The following is a 15,981-nucleotide window of genomic DNA, read 5'->3' as shown; positions in this document are numbered from 1 at the left end:
GGTTCCGTGCGCGTCCACCGCGGAATGAAGAAGGAAGAGCGGGAGCGGGTCGCGCGCTTTGCCCGCTCTGGATGCTGGTCCTCTAGAGCCGAGCCCATGCTCGGCTGCTTTCCATTCCGCTGGCGTGGAGCCGAGCGTGGGCTCGGCTCTACAGCTGCGTTGGGCTCAGTGGCCGCGAACGCGCTGGATGATCTTCGCGGCGTCGGCGGCGCTGGCGCGCACCTTGTCCCATTCGCCGTCGGCGATCCAGTTGCCCGGCACCATCCACGAACCACCAATGCAGACCACGTTCTTCTGTTCGAGGTATTCGGCGGCGGTGTTCTCGGTGATGCCACCGGTCGGGCACAGCTTCAGGTCAGCCACCGGGCCAGCAAGGCCCTTGATCATTGCCAGCCCGCCCACGGCCGTGGCCGGGAACAGCTTGCACACACGGAAGCCGCGCGCGTAGAGCGACAGCAGCTCGGTCGGCGTGGCCGCACCCGGCACCACCGGCAGCGGCGCAGCGGCCAGCGCATCAGCCAGGGCCGGCGGCGTACCCGGCGTCACCAGGAAATCCGCACCTGCATCGATGGACTGCTGCATCTGCTCCACGGTCAGCACCGTGCCCGCGCCCACCACCGCATCCGGCAGCTCGCGCTTGAGCATCGCCAGCGCTTCCATCGCCACCGGCGTCCGCAGCGTCAGCTCGATGGCCGGCAGGCCACCTTCCAGCAGCGCCGCACTGACCGCCCGCGCCTGGTCCAGCGTATGAATCGTCACCACCGGCAGGATTCCCGCCGCATGCAACAGCTCCGCCGCCTTCACCTGATGTTGTTCGATACCCATGCTTTTGCCCTTGCCTTTGCTCTTCTTGATTCAGTGGCCGCAGCGCAGATGACGCGCCGGGAATTGTCCAAGGGCAGTAGAGCGCCCTGGCCGGGACCGTGAGCGGCATGGATGCCGCGATCGAGCCCCCATGGATGGGTTTACGGCGTGTCCCGGCCAGGGCGCTCTACTGCCCAGGCCGGGAAGCCTGCCGCGGCTTTTCGCTTCAGGCGTCCTTCGCCTCATGCGGCGCCGCCGCAGCCGCGGCATCATGCCCCAGCTCGTACTCCGCGTCGTACTCCCACGGCCCACCATCGGCCGCCGCCGGCCCGCACGAAATCGAAATCGCCCCCTGGTCCGCCGGACCCACCACGCGACGGTTGGTCGCAAACAGATTGCGGCCCAGGTCATGCGCGGCCGGCGCGGTGTTCGGTGCCAGCGAGCGTGCGGCCCATTCCGCCGCATCCACCAGCACTTCCAGCGTGCCAGCCTCGCCATCGAGGCGGATCATGTCGCCCTCGCGGACCTTGGCCAGCGGGCCACCGCGCGCCGCTTCCGGCGTCACATGGATCGCCGCCGGAATCTTGCCCGAGGCACCGGACAGGCGGCCGTCGGTGACCAGCGCCACGCGCCGGCCCTGGTTCTGCAGCAGGCCCAGCAACGGTGCCAGCGAATGCAGTTCCGGCATGCCGTTGGCACGCGGGCCCTGGTAGCGCACCACCGCCACGAAATCCTGCGGCAGGAGGCCACCGGCGTGCAGCTTGTTCAACACCTGCGGTGCATCCACCACCACCGCCGGGGCCTCGATCGTGCGGTACTGCGGTTTCACCGCCGACAGCTTGATCAGCGACTTGCCCAGATTGCCGCGCAGCAGGCGCAGGCCACCCTGGTGCTCGAACGGATTGTCGACGCCACGCACCACTTCGTCATCGGCGCTGCGTTCCAGGCCCGGCAGATAGACCAGCCGGCCGTCGCGCAGCTGCGGCTCGCGCGCATAGTCGGCCATGCCGCCACGCGCGACGCTGACCAGGTCGCCGTGCATCAGGCCCGCCTTGATCAGCTCGCCGAACACGAAGGCCGGGCCGCCGGCCGCAGCGAAGCGGTTCACGTCGGCGTCGCCGTTCGGATAGACGCGGGCCAGCAGCGGGATCAGCTGCGACAGCTCGTCGAAGTCGTCCCAGGTCAGCACGATGCCGGCGGCGCGTGCCACGGCGATCCAATGGATGGTGTGATTGGTCGACCCACCGGTGGCCATCAGCGCGATGACCGCGTTGATGATCGCGCGCTCGTCGATGATCCGGCCCAGCGGACGGAAGTCATCGCCCAGCGCGGTGATGTCCAGCGCACGTTCGGTGGCTTCGCGGGTCAGTGCATCACGCAGCGGCGTGCCCGGGTTGACGAACGACGCACCCGGTAGCTGCACGCCCATCGCTTCCAGCAGCACCTGGTTGGAATTGGCGGTGCCGTAGAAGGTGCAGGTGCCAGCGCCGTGGTACGACGCGGACTCGGCTTCCAGAAGCTCTTCGCGGGTGGCTTCGCCGGCGGCGTAGCGCTCGCGCACTTCGGCCTTCTGCTTGTTCGGAATGCCCGGGGTCATCGGGCCGGCCGGCACGAACACCGCCGGCAGGTGGCCGAAGGCCAGTGCACCGATCAGCAGGCCCGGCACGATCTTGTCGCACACGCCGAGGTAGACGGTGGTGTCGAACATGTCGTGGCTGAGCCCGATGGCGGTCGCCTGTGCGATCACATCGCGCGAGAACAGCGACAGTTCCATGCCGCCTCGGCCCTGGGTGACGCCGTCGCACATCGCCGGCACGCCGCCGGCCACCTGTGCGGTGGCGCCCAGCTCGCGGGCGATTTCGCGGATCTGCTCGGGATAGGTCTCGAACGGCTGGTGCGCCGACAGCATGTCGTTGTACGCGGTGATGATGCCCAGGTTCGGCGTCACGCCACCGCGCAGGCGGCTCTTGTCGGTGCCGCCGCAGGCGGCGAATCCGTGGGCGAGGTTGCCGCAGCTCAGGCGGCTGCGGAACGGGCCCTCGCGCAGGGAGGCGTCGATCGCGGCCAGGTAGGCAGCGCGCGAGGCGGCGCTGCGGCGGATGACGCGCTCAGTGATGGCTTGCAGTTGCGGATGGAGGCTCATTGGCTACCGGCGTTCGTGGTGGCGAGAGGCAAGCGGCGGCGTGCGCCGCCGCCGACATCAATCAGCCCAGTGGACGCGCAGGCGCGCGCCGTCCAGGTTGATCGCATTGAGGATCGGGTACTGCTGGGCGTCATTGCTGTCCAGCGCCTGGCGAAGCACCTGCAGCTTCTGCTTGCCGCGCAGCAGCAGCAGGCGCTGGCGGCATTGGCGCAGGCCATGCGGGGTCAGCGTGATGCGCAGCGGCCACTGGTTCGCGCCCGGGCAGCCGGTGGCATCCAGCGCTGCGTAGGGCAGGGTACTTTCCAGTGCACGGGCCAGGTCCTTCGCGCCCGGGAACAGCGAGGCGGTGTGGCCGTCGTTGCCCATGCCCAGCGCCACCAGGCTCGGCGGCTGGCTGTGCTGGGCCTGCAGGTTGGCGGTGTAGACGCATTCGGGCAGCGGCTTGCCGATCCGCACCAGCGGATCGAAATGGGCGCCTTCGGCGCGCTTGAGCAGGTTTTCGCGGACCAGCCAGGCGTTGCTGTCGCGATCCTGCGGCGACAGCCAGCGCTCGTCGGCCAGGCTCACCTCCACGCGGTCCCAGTGCACGTCCAGTTCGGCCAGGGCCTGGTACACCGGGGCCGGCGTGGTGCCCCCGGACAGCAGGATGCGCGCACGGCCTACTTCATTGATGTCGTGGCTGAGGGTCTGCGCCATCTCGGCGGCCACCGCCTCGATCCAGCCATCGGCATCGCCATGCTGGATGAAGTCGATGCGGTCGTCGTGGAAGGTGGGGCTCATGCGGCAACTCCTGGTGCGTCACGTTCGGCGTCGGCGGCATAGGCAGCGGCGCCCAGCAGTCCGGCATGGGGATGCATCACGGCCAGCGACGGCACCCGCGCCATGATCGAAGAGAACCGCCCCTTGTGCTCGAAGCGCTGGCGGAACCCGGAGTGCTGCAGTGAATCGAGCATCTTCGGGGTCAGTCCGCCGGTCAGGAACACGCCGTCCCAGGCGCCCTGGGTCAATACCAGGTCGCCGGCAATGGCGCCGAACACGGCGCAGAACACATCGACGGTGCGCATTGCCTGCGGATCGCCATGCAGGGCGCGGGCGGTCACGTCCACCGGTTGCAGCTGGCCCGGGTCGATGCCGGCCATCTCGCACACCGCGCGATGGATGTTGACCAGGCCAGGGCCGCAGATCAGCCGCTCGTTGGAGACGCGCCCGAACTGCTCCGACAGGATCTCCAGGATGCGGATCTCTTCCGGTGTTCCCGGCGGGAAGCTTACATGGCCGCCTTCGGTTTCCAGCGGATAGCAGCGGCCGTGGCGCAGGATCAGGCCACCGACACCCAGGCCGGTGCCCGGCCCGATCACCGCGTAGTTGCGCGGCTGACCTGGCTTGCCCGGCACCCAGGCGGCACCGCCAACCTGGACTACGTCATCGGGTTGCAGCAGCGAGATCGCCATCGCCTGCGCGGCGAAGTCGTTGATCAGGTGCAGTTCGTTGAAACCCAGCATCGCTGCGGTACGGCTGCGCGAGATCACCCAAGGATGGTTGGTGATGCGGGCCTCGTCACCGTCGACACGGCCGGCGACGGCGAACACGCCACGGCTGGCCGCAGCACCGATCTGTTCCAGGTGGTGGCGCGCGGCATCCCCCAGCGACGGGAACTCCGCCACTGCGTACTCGCGGATGCTCTCCTTCAGCAATGGCGCGTCCAGCGAGGTGTCGGCCAAGGCAAAGCGGGCGTTGGTGCCACCGATGTCGGCGACCAGCACCGGCTGCGAGACGGCACTCATGCCGACGCTCCGCTGTCGGGTGCATCCACGCCCTGCGGCAGGAACTCCGTTGCGTTGCTCGGGCCCCATTGGCCCGCGGGGTAGGGTTCGAGCGGCAGCTTGGCCGCCTTCCAGGCATCGGCCACGCTGTCGATCCAGGCCCATGCGGCACGCACTTCGTCGTCGCGCACGAACAGCGTGTGGTTGCCGTTGAAGGCGTCCAGGAACAGGCGTTCGTAGGCGATGCGACGGTGCAGGCCGGTCGGCACCGACAGCTCCAGTTCCAGCGGATGCAGTTCCAGCGCGCCCCATTCCGGGCCGGCCAGGCTGCTCATCAGGCCCAGTTCGATGTTCTCCTGCGGCTGCAGCTGGAACACCAGGCGGTTCGGTGCGGCATGCGCGCGCTGCGGGCGCTCGAACAGCCAGTGGGTGACCGGCTTCAGCGTGACCACCACGCGGGTGGTGCGTTCGGGCAAACGCTTGCCGGTGACCAGATGGAACGGCACGCCGCTCCAGCGCCAGTTGTCGATATGCGCGGTGACGCCGGCGAAGGTTTCCACGTCGCTGCCTTCCGGTGGCTGGTAGGCCTGCGCCGGCTGGCCGTTGATGGTCCCGGCGGTGTAGCGGCCACGGATGCTGTCACGCGCGGCGTGCCTGGCATCGAGCGGGCGCAGCGCACGCAGTACCTTGACCTTCTCGTCGCGGATGCGATCGGCTTCCAGCGAGGCCGGCGGCTCCATCGCCACCATGCACAGCAGCTGCAGGATATGGCTCTGCACCATGTCGCGCAGCGCGCCGGAACGGGCGTAGTAGGCGTCGCGGCCATCCACGCCTTCGCTTTCAGCGACCAGGATGTGCACCGATTCAATGTAGTTGCGGTTCCACACCGCTTCCAGCAGCGTGTTGCCGAAGCGCAGTGCGATCAGGTTCTGCACCGCCGCCTTGCCCAGATAGTGGTCGAGGCGGAACACGCGGTCCTCGTCGATCCACTGGCCAATGGTGCTGATGATCTCCTCGGCGCTCTCGCTGTCGCTGCCGATCGGCTTCTCCAGCATCAGGCGCGCCGGCGCGGCGAGGGCGCCGCCCTTGGCCAGGCCCTCGCAGGTGGAGATGTACAGGCCTGGCGGAATGGCCAGGTAGCTGACGCATTTGCGGTCCACCAGGTCGGAGACCGCGGCGGCGACCGAATCGACGTCGCGCAGGTCGACCGAACGGTAGTCGATGCGGCGCAGCAGGCCGTTGATGTCGTCCTGCGAGGCCATCGGCATGGCCTGCTGCAGGCGCGGGCGCAGGATGTCATGGAAGGCTTCGGTGTCATGCCCGGACAGGGCCAGTGCGCGGATGCGGAAGTCCTCCGGCAGCAGGCCGTCGCCAAGCAGGCGAAGCAGCGAAGGGAACAGGTAGCGCTGGGCCAGATCACCTGTGGCACCGAACAGGAAGAGGGTGTCGTGCATCGCTCGAGTTTCAGATCCGGGTGACATCGTTGTCAATCGCTTCATGGCTGGGTTCGTGGGACATCCGCGCAACTGCCTGTCCGGGGTTCGTCAGGGCCGTTCTACCGGGCTGCGGAAGACCGTTCCATTCGAAACCACTGCCTCGGCGGAAGCTTCGTTCCACCGCCGACGCAGATCGGTGCGCACCGATCATCGGATAGTGCCACGTGAAAACGTTTACATGGCAGAATGGGCAACTGTATTCGATTGCAGTGCTCGCCGTCATGCGGCAAGCGCGCAATCATCACTGCCATCGGGAGGGCCGAGGCAGTCCCAAAAGACAGCCCGGCTTCGGGCGGACCGGATAGGTGATATGGCAAAAGTGCAGTTGCAGGGTGTGCGCAAGGTCTATGACAACGGCCAGGTCGCGGTGAAGGACGCCACCTTCGAGGTTGCCGATGGCGAGCTGATGGTGCTGGTCGGTCCGTCCGGCTGTGGCAAGTCGACCTTGCTGCGGATGGTGGCCGGACTGGAAGAGATCAGCGGCGGCACGCTGAGCATCGGCGACCGCGTGGTCAATGACGTGGCGCCGAAGGACCGCGACATCGCCATGGTCTTCCAGAGCTACGCGCTGTACCCGCACATGACCGTAGCCGAGAACCTGGCCTTCGGCCTGAAGCTGCGCGGCCATGACAAGGCGACCATCGACAAGCGCATCGCCGAAGCGGCGCAGACGCTGGGCCTGACCGAGATGATGGACAAGCTGCCCAAGGCGATGTCCGGTGGCCAGCGCCAGCGCGTGGCACTGGGCCGTGCGCTGGTGCGCGAGCCGGCGGTGTTCCTGCTCGACGAGCCGCTGTCCAATCTCGATGCCAAGCTGCGCCACAGCGTGCGCACCGAGATCGCGCAGCTGCACCGCAAGCTGGGCACCACCATGATCTACGTGACGCACGACCAGGTCGAAGCGATGACCCTGGGCCAGCGCATCGTGGTGCTGAAGGACGGCATCATCCAGCAGATCGATACGCCGATGGCGCTGTATGACCGCCCGGCCAACCTGTTCGTGGCCGGTTTCCTCGGCAGCCCGGCGATGAACGTGCTGCGTGGCACGCTGCAGGGCGACGCCAGCGGCGTGACCGTGGTCGACGGCGACTGGCGTGCACCGCTGGGCCAGGCCACGATCAATCCGGCGTGGCTGCAGAAGCCGATCGCGGTGGGCGTGCGTCCGGAACACCTGCAGCCGGCCGGCGCCGAGGGTGCGCATGCGTTCACCGCACGCATCGAAGGCATCGAACCGGTCGGCAATGAAATCTTCGTCAACCTCAGCAGTGGCCAGCACGCACTGACCATGCGCGTGGCGCCGCAGTCGCTGCCGGCCGTGGGCGAGGACATCCGCGTGGCGATCCACCCGCAGGGCCTGCACTTCTTCAACGCCGAAACCGGCGAACGCCTCTGATGCTGTAGAGCCGGGCCCACGCTCGACTGTATTTCATGGAGAAGCCGAGCATGGGCTCGGCTCTGCAGAAGGTGGGTTCAGTAGATCCACGCCATGCGCGGATGAAGTGGTAGCGCCGGGCCGTGCCCGGCGTGAACCTCAGCGCGCCAACCCATCCAGCAGCGGCATACGCTGCGCCGCTGCGCCGCCCACCTGCAGCTCGGCGTCGCCGGCCTCCAGTGGCAGCACCGCCAGCGCCAGCTCACCAGCCACGCTGGCAATCGTGCCCGGCGCGGCGCCGTCCTGCTGCACGCCCTCGCCGGCCTGCGCCGGTGCGGCGGTATGCAGCAGCTGCACCGCGCGCTTTGCCTTGCCGAGGAAGTGGGTACGGGCAACGATTTCCTGGCCCGGGTAGCAGCCCTTCTTCACGCTGTAGCCGTTCAGGCGGTCCAGGCCCAGCTGCTGCGGGGTCCACACTTCGCGCTGGCTTTCATCAAGCCGTGGCAGCCCGTAGCGCAGGTCGGCCTGGCGCCAGGCCAGGGCGAAAGCGGCCTCATCGGTTTCGCTGCCGGCGGCAAAGGCATCGGCGGCGCCAATGCGCAGGGTGCGCGGCAGGGCATCGCTGCCCAGGTCCAGTTCCCACCCATCACCTGCGGCCTGCGCGATCGCGGCGCTGCTGGCAGCCTCCGGCGCAGTGAACGCTCCGGCCACGGCCAGGTCGCTGCGTACCTGCACCTTCACCTTGCGGCGGAACACGAAGCGCTGCAGTTGCGACGCAATCGCATCGGCATCACCGTCGGCCAGCACCAGCATCACGTGGTCGTCGGCCAGCCGAAGCAGCTGGAACACCGCCAGGGTGCGGCCTTTGGCGCTCAGCCAGGCGCTCCACTGCCAGTGCAGCAGGGGCAGGGCAGTGACGTCGCTGCTGAACTGGGCGTGGGCGAAAACGGCCGCATCCACACCCTGCAGGCTCAGCAGCTGGTGGCCGGGCAGGCGCGGATATCCGACGAAAGCAGGGGGCAGGTTGTCAGGCACGTGAACGAGGTCTAAAATTTGTGCGTTGCGAGACCGAACATGATAGGCCAAACAACCCCCACTCCCGACGACGAATCTGAAGCCCCGCTGGTCCCCGCGGCACCCGTGCCCGTGGAACAGGAAAAAGCAGAGGAATTCGGCGGCCGCGGCGGACTTGATCCGGTGCGGTATGGCGATTGGGAGAAAAACGGACGCTGCATCGATTTCTGATCAGCATTGAGCCAACGCGGCCGTGTGCCGCCCAGCCGAGACAACGAGCCCAGCGAATGGCGACCAGACAACGCCCACTTTCCCCGCACCTTCAGGTGTATCGCTGGCAGATTCAGATGGCCACCTCGATCCTGCATCGAGCCACTGGCGTCTTTCTGTCTGTTGGTGCCCTCATCATCGCTGCCGGCCTGCTGGCCCTGATGATGGGGCCCGAGTCCTGGAACTGCTTCACCGGCCATGCCGGGGCCTGGTATGGCCGCGTGTTCCTGTTCGCGTGGACATGGTCGTTCGCCTATCACCTGTGCAATGGCATCCGCCACGTGGTGCAGGACTTCGCCATCGGCTTCAGCATCCCCGCCTTCATCCGCAGCAGCTGGCTGTCGGTCACCGGCAGCCTGGTGATCACCCTGCTGGTGTGGGCCTATGTGATGTTCGGAGGTGCCGCGTGAGCAAGTTCCGTACCCCGCTGAAGAACGTGCGCGGCCTTGGCTCGGCCAAGACCGGCACCGAGCACTTCGTGCACCAGCGCCTGACCGCCGCCGCGCTGGTGGTGCTGGGCATCTGGTTCCTGGTCTTCGTGCTGGGCCTGCTGGGCTCGGACTACGCGACCGCCGCCGCCGCCGTGGCCAAGCCGTGGAACGCAGTGCCTCTGATCGGCCTGCTGATCGCCATGTTCTGGCACGCGCAGCTCGGTATGCAGGTCGTGCTGGAAGACTACATCCACGAATCGCTGCTGGCCCTGGTGCTGCAGACCGCGGTGAAGTTCGTCGCCGTGCTCGGCATGATCGTCAGTGTGTTTGCGGTGGGCCGCATCGCCCTCGGCGTTGCCTGAGCCCAGGCACCAACACAGGAATCCAGATTAGATGTCCGCTTACAAGATCACCGAACACAAGTACGACATGGTCGTGGTCGGCGCCGGCGGCGCCGGCCTGCGCGCCACGTTCGGCCTGGCCGCCAAGGGCCTGCAGACCGTGTGCCTGACCAAGGTCTTCCCGACTCGTTCGCACACCGTTGCCGCCCAGGGCGGTATCTCGGCCGCACTCGGCAACATGGGCGAGGACGACTGGCGCTACCACTTCTTCGACACCATCAAGGGGTCGGACTGGCTGGGTGACCAGGACGCGATCGAGTACATGTGCCGTGAGGCCATCCCCGCCATCATCGAACTCGAACACTACGGCGTGCCGTTCTCGCGCACCGCCGAAGGCAAGATCTACCAGCGCCCGTTCGGTGGCATGACCACCAAGTACGGCGAAGGCCCGGCGGCGCAGCGTACCTGCGCGGCGGCCGACCGTACCGGCCACGCGATGCTGCACACCCTGTACCAGCAGTCGCTGAAGCACGACGCGCGCTTCATGATCGAGTACTTCGCGCTCGACCTGATCTTCGACGACGAAGGCGCCTGCCGCGGCGTGCTGGCCCTGGACATGTCCGACGGCACGCTGCACCTGTTCCGCGCCCAGGGTGTGGTGCTGGCCACCGGCGGCTACGGCCGTGCCTACTTCAGCGCCACCTCGGCGCACACCTGCACCGGCGACGGTGGCGGCCTGGCCATGCGCGCCGGCATCGCCATGCAGGACATGGAGTTCGTGCAGTTCCACCCGACCGGCATCTACGGCGCCGGTTGCCTGATCACCGAGGGTGTCCGCGGTGAAGGTGGCATCCTGCGCAACAGCAGCGGCGAGCGCTTCATGGAGCGCTACGCACCGCATTACAAGGACCTGGCCTCGCGCGACGTGGTCAGCCGTTCGATGACCATCGAGATCCGCGAAGGCCGCGGCGTCGGCGAGCACAAGGATCACATCCTGCTCGACCTGACCCACCTCGGCCCGGGCGTGATCGACGAGAAGCTGCCGGGCATCGCCGAGAGCGCCCGCATCTTCGCCGGCGTCGACGTGCACAAGCAGCCGATCCCGGTCATCCCGACCGTGCACTACAACATGGGCGGCATCCCGACCAACTACCACGGCGAAGTGGTGCAGAAGGTCGGCGACAACGACAATGCCGTGGTGCCGGGCCTGTACGCCATCGGCGAAGCGGCCTGTGTGTCCGTGCACGGCGCCAACCGCCTGGGCTCGAACTCGCTGCTGGACCTGGTGGTGTTCGGTCGTGCGGTGGCCAACCGCTGCGCCGAGACCATCAAGCCGGGCGCATCGCACAAGCCGCTGCCGGCCGATGCCTGCGACAAGGCGCTGGGCTTGCTGGACAAGCTGCGCCACGCCAACGGCGATACCCCGACCTCGGTCATCCGCGATCGCATGCAGCGCACCATGCAGGCCGACGCCGCCGTCTTCCGTACCAGCCAGACGCTGAAGGAAGGCTGCGAGAAGATGGACAAGATCTTCGACTCGTTCCAGGACGTGAAGGTCTCCGACCGTTCGCTGGTCTGGAACTCGGACCTGATCGAGACCTACGAGCTGAACAACCTGCTGCTCAACGCGGTGGCGACGATCAACTCGGCCGAACAGCGCAAGGAAAGCCGCGGCGCGCATGCGCACGAGGACTATCCGGACCGCGACGACGTCAACTGGCAGAAGCACACCCTGGTCAGCGTCGACGAGAAGGGCAAGTGCAGCTTCGACTACCGTCCGGTGCACATGTACACGTTGACCGACGACGTGTCCGTGGTGCCGCCGAAGCCGCGCGTGTACTGATCCGACCCCGCCTACCATGCAATCCGCGCCCAAGGGCGCGGGCCGCCTGAGCCAACGAGAGCAGCCATGGCCGAGTTTTCACTCCCCAAGAATTCCAAGATCACGAAGGGCAAGCACTTCCCCGTCAAGAACGGCGGGAAGAACGTGCGCACCTTCAAGATCTACCGCTGGAGTCCGGACGACGACAGCAACCCGCGCACCGATACCTATGAAGTCGATCTGGACGCCTGCGGCCCGATGGTCCTGGACGCCCTGATCAAGATCAAGAACGAGATCGACCCGACCCTCACCTTCCGCCGCTCCTGCCGCGAAGGTATCTGTGGTTCGTGCGCGATGAACATCGACGGCACCAACACCCTGGCCTGCACCCGAGCCATCTCGGACTGCGGCAAGAAGGAAGTGCCGATCTATCCGCTGCCGCACATGAACGTGGTCAAGGATCTGGTTCCGGACCTGACCCACTTCTACGCGCAGTACGCGTCGATCAAGCCGTGGATCCGCACCCAGACCCCGGCACCGCCGGACCGCGAGCGCCTGCAGTCGCCGGAAGACCGCAAGAAGCTGGACGGCCTGTACGAGTGCATCCTGTGCGCCTGCTGCTCGACCAGCTGCCCGAGCTACTGGTGGAACGGCGAACGTTATCTGGGCCCGGCGATCCTGCTGCAGGCCTACCGCTGGATCATCGACTCGCGCGATGAGGACACCGGTGCGCGCCTGGACGATCTGGAAGATCCGTTCAAGCTGTACCGCTGCCACACCATCATGAACTGCGCCCGGACCTGCCCGAAGGGCCTGAATCCGGCGCTGGCGATCGCCGAGATCAAGAAGCTGATGATGGAACGCCGCGCCTGATCGGCTCTGGCTGTACCCGGTAGAGCCACGCCACGCGTGGCCGCACCACATCAGTAGAGCCACGCCATGCGTGGCTTTGCTGTATCTGGAGAAGCACAATGGAAGAAGACGTTCTGCTGAAGAAGCTGCGCTGGCGGTGCCGCCGCGGCATGCGTGAGCTGGATCAGCTGTTCGGGCGCTACCTCGACCACGAATGGAGCACTGCGCCGACCGAAGAGCGCGAGGTTTTCCTGTTCCTGCTCGACTGCGAGGACGATAAGTTGTGGCGCTGGTTCATGGGCTACGAGGCCTGCCCGCATGCGCACGCGATCCCCCTCATGCAGAAGATCCTCGCCCTCAAGCCTTGAGTGGCGCCCGTCGCGCCTGCAGGCCGTCGCCCAACTGGTGGTGCTGTTGGCTGCGCCCTGGCTGCTGCACGCTTCGGACCTGCCGCCGCGGCTGATGATTCCCGCCGTGCTGCTGGCCTGGGCGGTTGGCCTTGCCGAAGGGCTGTGGCGGCTTCGCAGGCCGCGCCAGGGGGTGCTGCTGCCGCCCGCCCCCGCGCCGCTGCAGGTGGCGGGGCAGGACATCGACACACCGCAGCTGGTGGTGCGCGGCCCCTGGCTGCTGTTGCTCTGGCGTGAGGATCGGCGCCGCCGGCGCCTGCTGTTCTGGCCGGATGTGCTCGATTCCGGGCAGCGACGTGAACTGCGACTGGCCGTCGCCGCACGCAGCGTTTCCCGTCAGCCCCGGTCGATGGCACCATAAGCTGAATTGACCGGCGTGCCTGCATGTTCAAACCCATCCCCGTGGCCATCGGCCTGCGCTACCTGCGCGCCAAACGCCGCAACGGCTTCATCTCCTTCATCTCGATGGCATCGATCCTGGGCATCGCGCTCGGCGTCACGGTGCTGATCACCACCCTGGCGGTGATGAGCGGTTTCCAGAAGGAAATCCGCAGCCGCCTGCTGCAGATGACCGCGCACACCACCATCAGCCGCGACGGCGAGCCGATGCCGGACTGGATGCGGGTGGTCGAGGTGGCCAACAAGGATCCGCGCGTGGCCGGTGCCGCGCCGTACATCGAGATCCAGTCGATGATCAGCGGCCCGCGCGTGCAGGGCGCGATCATCCAGGGCATCGACCCGGCGCTTGAACCGAAGGTGTCGGTGATCGACAAGAAGATCACCAAGGGCAGCTATGACAGCCTCAAGCCGGGCAGCTTCAACGTGCTGCTGGGCAAGGAGCTGGCGATCTGGCTGGGCGTGGACGTTGGCGACCAGGTGCTGGTGACCTTTGCAGAAGTGCAGGGCACGCCTGCCGGCGCGGTGCCGCGGATGAAACGCTTCACCGTCAGTGGCATCTTCGAGGCCGGTTACAACGAGGTCGACCGAGGCGTCGGCTTCGCCAACATGCAGGACCTGGAGCGCGTACTGCGCAGCGACGGTGCCACCGGCGTGCGCCTGAAACTGCACGACATGGACCGCTCGCTGGAAGTGGGCGTGGATCTGGCGCAGAACCTCGGCGGTGCCTACCGCGTGAGCGACTGGACCCAGCAGAACGCCAATCTCTACCACTCGCTGCGCATGGAGAAGGTGGTGATGGGCATCCTGCTGTCGCTGATCATCGCCATGGGCGCCTTCAACCTGGTCTCCTCGCAGGTGATGCTGGTGACCGACAAGCAGGCCGACATCGCCATCCTGCGCACCCTCGGCCTCACGCCGGGCGGCGTGATGCAGGTGTTCATGGTGCAGGGCTCGCTGATCGGCATCTTCGGAACGCTGGCCGGCCTGATCGGTGGCATCACCCTGACCCTCAACCTGGAGCGCATCCTCGGCGCCATCGAGAGCGTGTTGAACGTCAAGCTGATGCCGGAGGATGTGTACTACATCACCGGCCTGCCAACCGACATGCAGACCGGCGACGTGGTGGCGATCACCGTGGTCGCACTGCTGATGAGCTTCCTGGCCACCCTGTATCCCGCCTGGCGGGCAGCACGCACCCAGCCGGCGGAGGCCCTGCGTTATGAATAAGGTCTTCAACCGCGGCGATGAAGTGATCCGCGCCGAAGCACTGGGCAAGACCTACGCCGAAGGGCGCATGCAGACCCCGGTGTTCGATGGCCTGGACCTGACCGTGACCGCCGGCGAGACGGTGGCGATCATCGGTGCCTCCGGCGCCGGCAAGAGCACGCTGCTGCACCTGCTGGGCGGCCTGGACATTCCGACCGCCGGCGAGGTCTACGTGACCGGCCAGCGCATGTCGGCGCTGTCGGACACCGCGCGTGGCCTGCTGCGCAACCAGGCATTGGGCTTCGTCTACCAGTTCCATCACCTGCTGCCGGAGTTCACCGCGCTGGAAAACGTGATGATGCCGGTGCTGCTGGCCGGCACCGCGGTGGCCGAGGCGAGCAGCCGCGCCACCACGCTGCTGGAAGCGGTCGGCCTGGGCCATCGCCTGGACCACAAGCCGGGTGAACTGTCCGGTGGCGAGCGCCAGCGCGCCGCCGTCGCGCGCGCACTGGTCAACCACCCGGCCTGCGTGCTGGGTGACGAGCCGACCGGCAACCTGGATGACCGCACCGCCGGTACCGTGTTCGAGCTGATGCTGGAGCTCAACCGCGCGCGCCATACCAGCCTGGTGCTGGTCACCCACGACCGCAGCCTGGCGCGTCGCCTGGACCGGGTGCTGGAGCTGCGCGAAGGGCGCCTGCACGCGCTGGCCCACGCCGACGTCTGAGTCGCTGGGCCAGCTTGGGTGGAAGCCGACCCTGGTCGGCCAGGGAAGGCGCCGACCAGCGGCTGAATGGGGCCGCCGGCCTTCGCGCCAGCGTTGCCCGGTCGGGCGCATGATGGCGCCAGTTCCCCAAGGAGATCGCCATGAAGACCCCGCTTCTGCTGGCCGGCCTCTGTATGGCCCTGGCCGCCTGCGCCACCACCGGCCGGCTCAGCAGCACCGAAAAGCTGGACCTGTACCGGGCCCACGCCGGTGCACCACAGAATGACATGCAGTTCTTCGGCAGCCTCAATGGCTGGACCGAGCTGGGTGACAGCGCGCTGGCGGTCTGGACGCGACCCAGCGAAGCCTACCTGCTGGAATTGAACGGCCCCTGCCAGGATCTGCCGTATGCCACCGCCATCGGCCTGACCAGCCAGATGAACCGTGTCTCGGCGCGCTTCGACAAGGTGCTGGTGCGTGACCCTGCCGGCGGCCCGCGCATGCCGTGCTTCATCAACAGCATCCGCAAGCTGGACGTCAAGGCGCTGCGTGCTTCCGAACAGGAGCTGCGCCAGGCGCAGGTGCAGGAGCGCGAGGAAAACGCGAAATAGGGCGGTAGTGCCGGCCGCTGGCCGGCATCGCACGGATGCCAGGTTGCCGGCCAGCGGCCGGCACGACCTGTGGGTCAGGCTTCCGGAACGAAGCCTGCGGGCTTCTCCGCGTCCTTCTCGAACAGGAACTTGACCAGTTCGCCTTCAAGAAACGCGCGGTGCTCCGGCGTGCGCGGTGACAGCCGGTTCTCGTTGATCAGCATGGTCTGGTGGGCCAGCCACGCGGCCCAGGCCTGCTTGCCGATGTTGTTGAAGATGCGCTGGCCCAGCTCACCGGGGTAGGGCACGAAGTCCAGGCCCTCGGCATCGCGTTGTTCGTACTGGCAGAAGACGGTTCGGGGCAT

The 15,981-nt window shown here is 67.2% G+C and carries 18 protein-coding genes; 11 read left to right on the top strand and 7 right to left on the bottom strand.

Annotated features, from left to right (window positions below; genetic code table 11):
* Positions 1–165: 165 nt before the first annotated feature.
* The 5 genes from eda to zwf all read right to left on the bottom strand — a co-directional run bounded on the left by eda (position 166) and on the right by zwf (position 6,164).
* Positions 166–825, bottom strand: a complete 660-nt coding sequence (gene eda, locus AC5P8Z_RS01350) for a bifunctional 4-hydroxy-2-oxoglutarate aldolase/2-dehydro-3-deoxy-phosphogluconate aldolase (protein WP_495227857.1) — start codon at positions 823–825, stop codon at positions 166–168.
* A 205-nt stretch (positions 826–1,030) separates the two neighbouring features.
* Positions 1,031–2,947 carry a phosphogluconate dehydratase gene (edd, locus tag AC5P8Z_RS01345; protein ID WP_286071636.1) on the bottom strand — a complete coding sequence of 639 codons (1,917 nt, stop codon included), beginning with the start codon at positions 2,945–2,947 and terminating at the stop codon, positions 1,031–1,033.
* Positions 2,948–3,004: 57 nt separating this feature from the next.
* Positions 3,005–3,727, bottom strand: coding sequence for a 6-phosphogluconolactonase (pgl, locus tag AC5P8Z_RS01340; RefSeq protein ID WP_295565878.1), 723 nt, complete (start codon positions 3,725–3,727; stop codon positions 3,005–3,007).
* The gene (glk, locus tag AC5P8Z_RS01335; protein WP_286071638.1) at positions 3,724–4,731 is read right to left on the bottom strand and encodes a glucokinase; all 1,008 of its coding nucleotides are present in this window, start codon (positions 4,729–4,731) and stop codon (positions 3,724–3,726) included. Before glk ends, pgl begins: the two co-directional genes overlap by 4 nt.
* Entirely contained in the window at positions 4,728–6,164 is a 1,437-nt protein-coding gene (gene zwf, locus AC5P8Z_RS01330; protein ID WP_343229511.1) for a glucose-6-phosphate dehydrogenase, read from the bottom strand. Before zwf ends, glk begins: the two co-directional genes overlap by 4 nt.
* A 352-nt stretch (positions 6,165–6,516) precedes the next feature.
* Between zwf and AC5P8Z_RS01325 the strand changes: the two genes are divergently transcribed.
* Complete coding sequence (locus tag AC5P8Z_RS01325) at positions 6,517–7,599, top strand: ABC transporter ATP-binding protein (RefSeq protein WP_286071640.1); 1,083 nt, start codon at positions 6,517–6,519, stop codon at positions 7,597–7,599.
* 138 nt (positions 7,600–7,737) lie between these two features.
* Here the strand turns inward: AC5P8Z_RS01325 and ygfZ are convergent, their stop codons facing one another.
* On the bottom strand, positions 7,738–8,613 hold the full coding sequence (gene ygfZ, locus AC5P8Z_RS01320; RefSeq protein ID WP_286071641.1) for a CAF17-like 4Fe-4S cluster assembly/insertion protein YgfZ: 876 nt from the start codon (positions 8,611–8,613) through the stop codon (positions 7,738–7,740).
* Positions 8,614–8,652: 39 nt separating this feature from the next.
* Here ygfZ and AC5P8Z_RS01315 point away from each other — a divergent pair, with 39 nt between their 5' ends.
* The 10 genes from AC5P8Z_RS01315 (at position 8,653) to AC5P8Z_RS01270 (ending at position 15,637) form a co-directional block, all read left to right on the top strand.
* Positions 8,653–8,823 carry a DUF1674 domain-containing protein gene (locus AC5P8Z_RS01315; protein ID WP_005409075.1) on the top strand — a complete coding sequence of 57 codons (171 nt, stop codon included), beginning with the start codon at positions 8,653–8,655 and terminating at the stop codon, positions 8,821–8,823.
* Positions 8,824–8,879: 56 nt separating this feature from the next.
* Entirely contained in the window at positions 8,880–9,272 is a 393-nt protein-coding gene (sdhC, locus tag AC5P8Z_RS01310; RefSeq protein ID WP_005409076.1) for a succinate dehydrogenase, cytochrome b556 subunit, read from the top strand.
* Positions 9,269–9,655 carry a succinate dehydrogenase, hydrophobic membrane anchor protein gene (gene sdhD, locus AC5P8Z_RS01305; protein ID WP_005409077.1) on the top strand — a complete coding sequence of 129 codons (387 nt, stop codon included), beginning with the start codon at positions 9,269–9,271 and terminating at the stop codon, positions 9,653–9,655. The genes sdhC and sdhD overlap by 4 nt, the downstream gene beginning before the upstream one ends.
* A gap of 31 nt (positions 9,656–9,686) precedes the next feature.
* Positions 9,687–11,477 carry a succinate dehydrogenase flavoprotein subunit gene (gene sdhA, locus AC5P8Z_RS01300; protein WP_286071642.1) on the top strand — a complete coding sequence of 597 codons (1,791 nt, stop codon included), beginning with the start codon at positions 9,687–9,689 and terminating at the stop codon, positions 11,475–11,477.
* A 66-nt stretch (positions 11,478–11,543) separates the two neighbouring features.
* Positions 11,544–12,329 carry a succinate dehydrogenase iron-sulfur subunit gene (locus tag AC5P8Z_RS01295; RefSeq protein WP_005409079.1) on the top strand — a complete coding sequence of 262 codons (786 nt, stop codon included), beginning with the start codon at positions 11,544–11,546 and terminating at the stop codon, positions 12,327–12,329.
* A gap of 98 nt (positions 12,330–12,427) precedes the next feature.
* On the top strand, positions 12,428–12,676 hold the full coding sequence (locus tag AC5P8Z_RS01290; protein WP_005409080.1) for an FAD assembly factor SdhE: 249 nt from the start codon (positions 12,428–12,430) through the stop codon (positions 12,674–12,676).
* Positions 12,627–13,076, top strand: a complete 450-nt coding sequence (locus AC5P8Z_RS01285) for a hypothetical protein (protein ID WP_343229512.1) — start codon at positions 12,627–12,629, stop codon at positions 13,074–13,076. The genes AC5P8Z_RS01290 and AC5P8Z_RS01285 overlap by 50 nt, the downstream gene beginning before the upstream one ends.
* 23 nt (positions 13,077–13,099) lie before the next feature.
* Positions 13,100–14,341 (top strand): lipoprotein-releasing ABC transporter permease subunit, encoded by a 1,242-nt coding sequence (locus AC5P8Z_RS01280; protein ID WP_286071643.1) that lies wholly within the window; start codon positions 13,100–13,102, stop codon positions 14,339–14,341.
* On the top strand, positions 14,334–15,047 hold the full coding sequence (gene lolD, locus AC5P8Z_RS01275; protein WP_014036806.1) for a lipoprotein-releasing ABC transporter ATP-binding protein LolD: 714 nt from the start codon (positions 14,334–14,336) through the stop codon (positions 15,045–15,047). The genes AC5P8Z_RS01280 and lolD overlap by 8 nt, the downstream gene beginning before the upstream one ends.
* A gap of 140 nt (positions 15,048–15,187) precedes the next feature.
* Positions 15,188–15,637 (top strand): DUF6491 family protein, encoded by a 450-nt coding sequence (locus AC5P8Z_RS01270; protein ID WP_495227856.1) that lies wholly within the window; start codon positions 15,188–15,190, stop codon positions 15,635–15,637.
* Between the two features lie 74 nt (positions 15,638–15,711).
* On the opposite strand, the gene AC5P8Z_RS01265 is transcribed toward AC5P8Z_RS01270, so the two are convergent.
* Positions 15,712–15,981 (bottom strand): oxidative damage protection protein, encoded by a 270-nt coding sequence (locus AC5P8Z_RS01265; RefSeq protein WP_019661206.1) that lies wholly within the window; start codon positions 15,979–15,981, stop codon positions 15,712–15,714.

The sequence above is a fragment of the Stenotrophomonas sp. YJH_SMC_17 genome (genome assembly GCF_059371655.1).
This window is presented reverse-complemented; position numbering and strand designations above follow the sequence as displayed.